The sequence below is a fragment of the Planctomycetota bacterium genome (assembly GCA_026387035.1).
Taxonomy (GTDB): Bacteria; Planctomycetota; Phycisphaerae; order FEN-1346; family FEN-1346; genus JAPLMM01.
Genome location: JAPLMM010000018.1, coordinates 1 through 6,532, shown reverse-complemented (window position 1 = coordinate 6,532; position 6,532 = coordinate 1). Strand labels below are relative to the sequence as shown.

Below are 6,532 nucleotides of genomic sequence, written 5' to 3'. Positions count from 1 at the left end.
GACCAGGGCCATCGCGATGCCCACCAACAGGACCGCCAATCCTCCGAGCCGCACGCACAGTCTCATCGCATCGCCACCTGTTCTCCGGCCGCGGCCGCCTCGACGCCCTCGAGCAGCACGATGCGCTGCCCGGCGCGCAGTTTCGTCGCGTCCGGCACGAGGTGCTTGTTCTTCAGGTGCAGGAGCGAAGCGTAGCGCGCGTTGCCGTACAGGCGTTCGGCAATGCCGTAGAACGTATCGCCCGCGCGGACGGTATAGGTGGCGGGAAGCGGCGACGGCGCCTCCACCAGGTCCGACCGATTTCCGAGCATCTCCGCCAGTTCGTCCGCCGTCACCGTCCGCACGCCGTCGGACTCGGTCGCCGGCACCGTGGCCGGAGCCGGCGAAGCCTCCATGCCGGGGATCGCCAGTTCCTGACCGGCCCTCAGGCGGTCCGGATCCGAGAGGACGCTGCGGTTGGCCTCGTAGATTCGCCGCCACAGGCGGTCGCCCTGGGTCCCGTAGAAGCGACGGGCGATCAGCACAAGCGAATCGTTCGCCCGGACGACGTACGTCGGTGCCGCCGGGGCGGGCTCCTTCGCGCGCTCGGCTTCGCGCGCGGGCGGCGATCCGCCCTCCGCCGGACCTTCGCCCGGCGTCTCGCGGACCGGCGTCACCGCCTCGATCGGGCCGGCGGCAATCACGCCCACTTCGCTGACTGTTCTGGCCGGCGGCTCCGTCTCCCGGATGGAACCCGGGGCCGGCAACCGCTCCTCCAGCGCCTCACGTGCCGCCGGCCCTTCTTGGCGCGGACCGGCGGGCGCAATGTCCAGGACGCTGTGCTCGATGAACGGGTCCACGTCGTGGCGAAGGGCCCGGGCCATCGTCCGGTACTTCTGGCTTTCGCCGACCGGGAGATTGGCGTGGCCGACAACCTCGCTGCCGGCTCGAAAACTCAGAATCAGACCAAAAAGCCCGATGAAGATCAGACCGACCAGGAGTCCCACTTTGGTTTCACGCGACACGGTACGTCTCCCACTAGAGTTGCGTCCGTTTTCCAACGGCACCCGACACCCGGCGAAGGCCGCCCGTTTTGTCGGCACAGGCACGGGCGGTGATGTCCCGCTCTATAGCGAACCGGTGGACGGGCCGACCCGTTCCGCCACGCGGAGCCTGGCACTTCGGCTCCGCGGGTTGGCGCGGATTTCGGCCTCGGTGGGCGTGATCGGCTTGCGGACCGGCAATGACGCCACGCCGGCCCCAGCCGCCTCGCGGAATCGCTGCTTCACGATCCGGTCTTCCCCACTGTGATACGCGAGGACGACCACGCGGCCACCGGGTTTCAAAAAGTCAAAGATCCTCTCGCAGAACTTCTCCAGGCTGCCGTACTCCTCGTTGACGGCGATCCGCAGCGCCTGAAACACCCGCGTCGCCGGGTGAATCCTCTTGCGGTGCCGGTACGGCGCCGGCTGCGCGGCGGCGACGACGTCGGCCAACTCGTCCGTCCGATGAATCGGGCGACGCTTCCGCACCTCGACGATGGCCCGCGCAATCCGCCGCGCGTAAGGCTGATCCCCGTACTTGCTAAAGAGCGCCGCCAGCCGATCCACGTCCCAGCGGTTGACGATCTCGTCCGCCGTCAGCCCTTCGCTCCGGTCGAACCGCATGTCCAGCGGACCCGGACGCTGAAGGCTGAAACCCCGCTCCGCATCGGCCAGTTGCAGGCTCGAAAGCCCCAGGTCCACGAGGGCCCCGTCGAGCCGGTCCACAGCCGCCTGGTTCAGGGCTTGGTCGAAATCGCAGAAGTTGGCGTGAAAGTACGACACGTCTCCCCGGCGTCCGAATCGGGCGATCAGGCGCTCGAGGGCCTCACGGTCGCGGTCCAGCAGGATCATCCGCCCGCCGGGCCGAATCCGCTCCATCAGGGCTTCCGCGTGGCCGCCGCCGCCGGCCGTCCCGTCCAGAATCGTCGCCCCGGGCCTCGGCGAGAGGTACTCGATCACCTCGTCGAGCATCACCGGGACGTGCACGGGCGTCTCATCCACCCGGAGCCCCGCCTTCCCCACCTAGTGGACCAGCGCGCTCAGGGTCGCCCCCGCATCCAGCCGGGCCAGCAGCGAACGGACGTCCGGCGACAGGCTCACCTCCCCGTACGCCCCGCCGCGCGATTGCACCCGCGCCAGACGCGTCTGAAGGCGATCCAGTTCCCGCCGAAGCCGGTCCGGCGACATCGACGCCTCCGCTTCGGGTTGCCGAAGCGCCCGACGCACCAGACCCCATCCCTGTGCCTCCGCTTGTCGGTCCATGGCTTCCTTGCCTCCCTCTCCCTGCGTTACCCCGTTGTCCGACCTGCTCTCGCGACTTACCCACGAACGGGCAAGGCCGCCCATCCCGGCGCGCCGGGATGGGTGACCTCCCAAGGGGGCTCTATGTCGGCTGCTCATCCATCGCGTCCGGCTCCTCGGCCGCCCGGCTCTCGGCCAGTTCCATCGCACGCACCGCCAGCGTGTCGTGCTCCGGAAGGCGAATCTTCACGAACGCGTCCCACCTCTCGCGGTCCCAGATTTCCAGATGGTCCTGGCACCCGACGATGGCGCACTCTTTCTTGATGCCGCCGCGCACCAGCAACTTCTCCGGGATCAGCACCCGCCCCAGCCGGTCCACCTCGACGTGCTCCGCCAGGCCGTAGCGCAGACGCTTGTAGTCCCGCACTTCCTTTGCCGCCCGAAGTTCCGTGTCCACGAGCACCGGCGCGAGTTTCTCGTACGACGCGGGCGTGTACAGACACAGGACGCCGTCGAAATCGATGAACGCGAAGAACCCCTCGCCCTCGGTCTTGGCGTCGATCGCCTCGCGCAACTTCGCCGGCACGGTCAGGCGCGATTTCGCGTCGACGGCATGGAAGTATTCGCCACTCAGGACGAGCGCCGGCGACTCGAGCGAACCCGCTTTTTGCCCACTTCGGCCCACTTGTGTTTCCCCACTTGGGCCAAGGCGTGATTTGAACTGCGCCTTGCTAGGATTGACTATCGCCAATCGCCCACCGGGCCGTCAAGACATTTTTTCAGAATTTTTTTCTCCTTCCCTAACAGAATCCGAACACCCAGCCACGCCACACAACACGCCTCCCGTCAGCCTCCAGCGCGGGGATACCACATGGCGTGGAACCACGAGCAACGCGACTCCAGCGGTGGGAAGACAGCCGAGTCTGGACGGGACCGACCGCGAGAATGAAAAAGCCGGATGGCGAGAGGAGAATTTTTTTCGGCGAAACGCTTTTTCGCGACAAAATGACCCGGCGCGCGATCCGCCTAACGAACGCGCCGGACGACGAGCGTCCGTGCAAAGCGGTCGCCCACGCGCTGCCTGCGCGGACCGATCAGGATGGAAGCGAGGCCCAGCAGGTAGAAGGCCGGCATCTCATCGACGAGCCGCGTCACGTTGCGCACCACCGATTGCTTCCACGTGATGGCGCCGCCGTTCTCGCCGCGCACCTCGATGCCGAGGATCGCCTTGCCGAGCGTGCGTCCCGTGGCGCCCTCGGCCACGGTGAAGTAGAGGACCACGAGGCCGAGGCGCGCGAGTTCGAGGATTACCATTTTCTGCCAGGGCACCGGCTCGCCGCGCATGAACCGCTCGGGAAGGTCGGGACCGACGGCCAGAATGAAAGGCGCGAGCAAGAGGGCAACGAGGAAATAGTCGATGGCCAGAGCGGCCCCTCGGCGGACAAGCGACGCGCCGATCGGCGGCGCGGCTTCAGCGGCGCCAGCGACTGTGCGGCGCTCGCGTTCCATGCGCGATCGCCAGGCGAGGAGCAGGACGACGCCGGCGAACATCGCCGCCATCACCGCCAGGCTGATCGCCCGCTCGTTGCCGGCCGGTTTGCCCGAAGGTTCGCCCATTGGAACAGGAAGAAAGTCGCCGACCTTGACCGCGCGGACGTCGAGCGTCGCGATCCTCGGGCCGTCGGCGGGAGCGGCGAGGACATACAGTTGCGCCCCTTGCCGCGCGATCGCGAGGGGCCCGGCGGGGATCGGGCCGGCCAGTTCGCCCGCTTCGTGGAAGTCCTCGTCGGCTGTCGCGTAGGTCGCGAGCGTCCAGGGACCCTCGTTCGCACCCGCCGGTTTTCGATAGAGACAGACGAAGTCGTCCCCGGCCGCGGCCACGAGCGGCGCCGACGCCACCTGGAGGCGCGAGAGGACCCGGTGCCAGCGGTCTAGTTTTTTATAAACGAAAGCGACGCGCTGGTCCGCCGAGGGACCGCTGAACGTCGGCACTTCCTCGCGCCAGACGAGGTAAAGGCGATCCTGAAAGCGAACAGCACAGGGATCGCGGACCTTGGCGGTTTCGATGACGACCTGCATTCGCCGCCCTTGCCACTCGCCGTTCTCGAACCGCGCGTGGATCGGGTCGCCCGCCTTGTCCCATCCGAAGGCGTCGGCGGCCAGGCCGTCTTCGCAGGCCGCAACGGGCGTCCAGGCGGGCAGGGGCGAAGGATGAATGATCGGTTCCGACGTGCCGAAGAGTCCGTAGCGACCCGTGGGGAAGAAAACGAGCAACTGTTCGCGCCAGGCGGCCAGGGCCGCGGGCGTGCCGTGCCCTTCGCCGCTCAGCGACGCGGGCCAGGCGCCGGCCGCATCGCGCTGGGCGTAGCGAAACCCCGGCCGGCCGCCGACCTCCGCCGCCGCCACGACGTACAGATTGTTCCCACGACGTACAGATTGTTCGCATTTCCGGCGGCGGCGAGCCGCGACGCCGGCGCGGCCTGCGGAGGCGAGGCCGGTGCGCATCCCGCCGCCACGAGCGCCGCCGCCAGCACCAGTCCCATCAATCGCATAGCGCCGCACCGAGAAAAAAGGCTACGGAACATTCGCGGCGCCGACCGCCGGCACCGCCGAAAGTATCGTACTTGGCGCGGGGGGACGGGTCAAGGCGCAGAGGGCCGTAGTTTGCTAGCCCCGAGCGCCAGCGAGGGGTAAGCGGTGAATGACGAAATCCGGATAACGAAAAAACTTGAAAAGAGCACAGCACACGCATAGGTTTTCATCGACAAGATGGGCGGCCCCGATTCGGGAGGGGTGCGATGAAGAAAAGCAAGTCCTGGGCGGCGCGCCCGACCGAGAGAGCGGCATCATGGATCCGTTCGGGGGCATGAAGATGCCCTCCTGGTTTTCCCCCCAGGATATTGCCATTTTTCGAACGAACCCGTACTTTAAATCAGTGTACGAATAGGAGCGATACCATGCGACGAATAACCTGGATGATTCTGTTTGTGCCTTGTCTTGCGCTCAGCGGATCGGACGGCGCGACCCCGGAGCCGCCCCGCAGGATGGAACTCGAGTTGCTGACGAAGGCGGGTGGGGAGCGCGCGGGGTTCCTGCCGGCCGAGCCTATCGAGGCCCGCTTGCTGATCCGGCAGGGTAAGGATAAACCAATCCCGCCGCCGCAACTCGCGCTGCACATTGGCCAGGAAACCATCTCCGAGCAAATGCTGTTCGGTCCGCCCCGGCTGCGGCAGAACGATGAGGAAGAGGATCAGATTTTCGAGTACATTTTTCTGATTTCTTTAACGCCTGAGACGCCTAAGCCTGATGCCCCGCGCGTCCGGTTCCTACTCGAGAAACCCGGGCAATACCCCGTCTGGGTTGAAGATAGACAGTCGGGGCAGGTCACGAACCGCATCAACGTGACGGTCCAGTCCCTGGATGACGTAGAGACGCAGAAGGCCTTCGAGGCCTACAAGCGTGTGCTGGTCCTCGACCTTGGCAAAAAAGACCGGGGAACCACGGGACAAGAGCTGGACAAGTTCCTTGAGCAGTTTGGCTCATCGCCATATGCCCCCCTTGTCCGTGTGTCCAGGGGGATTCGGAAGATCGACGAACTCAAGACTCAGCGCATGCAGAGCAAGGAAGACTTCGACAAGCGCCGGCAGTCCCTGGCCGCCCTGGCACCGTACTTCGAGCAGGCCCTGGCGGCCAAGCCGAACTCCTCGGTGGAGTACCGCGCCCAATTCTACTTGGCGATGACGAAGGCCTGGGGGAAAGACTACGCCGCCGCCAAGCAGTTGCTCCGGGATCTCCTTGACCGGTTCCCGGCAGGACCGAACAACGAAGACGCCAAGAAACTTCTCAAGGAAGTGGAGGGCCATCTTGATGAATGAGAAGTACGCTGAGAACCGTTCCACCGGCCGATCTCGGCCGGTTGGATTGGAGCCACGAAGGGCCCTTGAAGGCGGGGTCGGGTCACATGGGTTGGGCAACCGCTGCGGTCGGCGAAGGCGAATTTTACCCTCACCCTACCCCTCTCCCGTCAAGGGAGAGGAAAGATGAAAGGATGTTTTCAGCAGAGCAAAACCGCTCCTAGAACCCCTTGACGAACATCACGCCGCCCGCATTTCGGTCGGCGTAGGGCAACACATAGAAGCCGCCGATCTCGGGGAGTTCGCCTTTGACGACGCTGTGCCCGACCACGTAGCCGAGCGCAGCCCCGAAGACCAGGTCCGAGAGGTCGTGCTCGCGGTCCTGGAGCCGCGTCGCCGCCGAATAGCCGGCCA

7 protein-coding genes are annotated in these 6,532 nt (G+C 66.0%); 1 reads left to right on the top strand and 6 read right to left on the bottom strand.

From position 1 onward, the window contains the following. Positions 1-62: 62 nt before the first annotated feature. The 5 genes from NTX40_00550 to NTX40_00530 form a co-directional block, all read right to left on the bottom strand. Entirely contained in the window at positions 63-1,004 is a 942-nt protein-coding gene (locus NTX40_00550) for a LysM peptidoglycan-binding domain-containing protein (GenBank protein MCX5647582.1), read from the bottom strand. A gap of 102 nt (positions 1,005-1,106) precedes the next feature. Further along, positions 1,107-2,024, bottom strand: coding sequence for a 16S rRNA (cytosine(1402)-N(4))-methyltransferase RsmH (gene rsmH / locus NTX40_00545; GenBank protein ID MCX5647581.1), 918 nt, complete (start codon positions 2,022-2,024; stop codon positions 1,107-1,109). Positions 2,025-2,045: 21 nt separating this feature from the next. After that, a complete protein-coding gene (locus tag NTX40_00540; protein ID MCX5647580.1) occupies positions 2,046-2,285 on the bottom strand; it encodes a hypothetical protein in 240 nt (79 codons plus the stop codon). A gap of 121 nt (positions 2,286-2,406) precedes the next feature. Further along, complete coding sequence (locus NTX40_00535) at positions 2,407-2,949, bottom strand: hypothetical protein (GenBank protein MCX5647579.1); 543 nt, start codon at positions 2,947-2,949, stop codon at positions 2,407-2,409. 341 nt (positions 2,950-3,290) lie between these two features. Next, positions 3,291-4,769: an RDD family protein gene (locus NTX40_00530; protein MCX5647578.1), complete on the bottom strand. Its 1,479-nt coding sequence runs from the start codon at positions 4,767-4,769 to the stop codon at positions 3,291-3,293. A 452-nt stretch (positions 4,770-5,221) separates the two neighbouring features. On the opposite strand from NTX40_00530, the gene NTX40_00525 reads away from it, so the two are divergent. Next, positions 5,222-6,139, top strand: coding sequence for a tetratricopeptide repeat protein (locus tag NTX40_00525; GenBank protein MCX5647577.1), 918 nt, complete (start codon positions 5,222-5,224; stop codon positions 6,137-6,139). Between the two features lie 199 nt (positions 6,140-6,338). On the opposite strand, the gene NTX40_00520 is transcribed toward NTX40_00525, so the two are convergent. Continuing rightward, on the bottom strand, positions 6,339-6,532 hold a 194-nt coding region (locus NTX40_00520; GenBank protein ID MCX5647576.1), incomplete at its 5' end, for a hypothetical protein.

What these genes read in the sequence shown, in the direction of transcription:
- NTX40_00530 (MCX5647578.1), bottom strand. Translation starts at nt 4,769, where the DNA reads ATGCGCACCGGCCTCGCCTCCGCAGGCCGCGCCGGCGTCGCGGCTCGC.
- NTX40_00525 (MCX5647577.1), top strand. Translation starts at nt 5,222, where the DNA reads ATGCGACGAATAACCTGGATGATTCTGTTTGTGCCTTGTCTTGCGCTC.
- NTX40_00540 (MCX5647580.1), bottom strand. Translation starts at nt 2,285, where the DNA reads ATGGACCGACAAGCGGAGGCACAGGGATGGGGTCTGGTGCGTCGGGCG.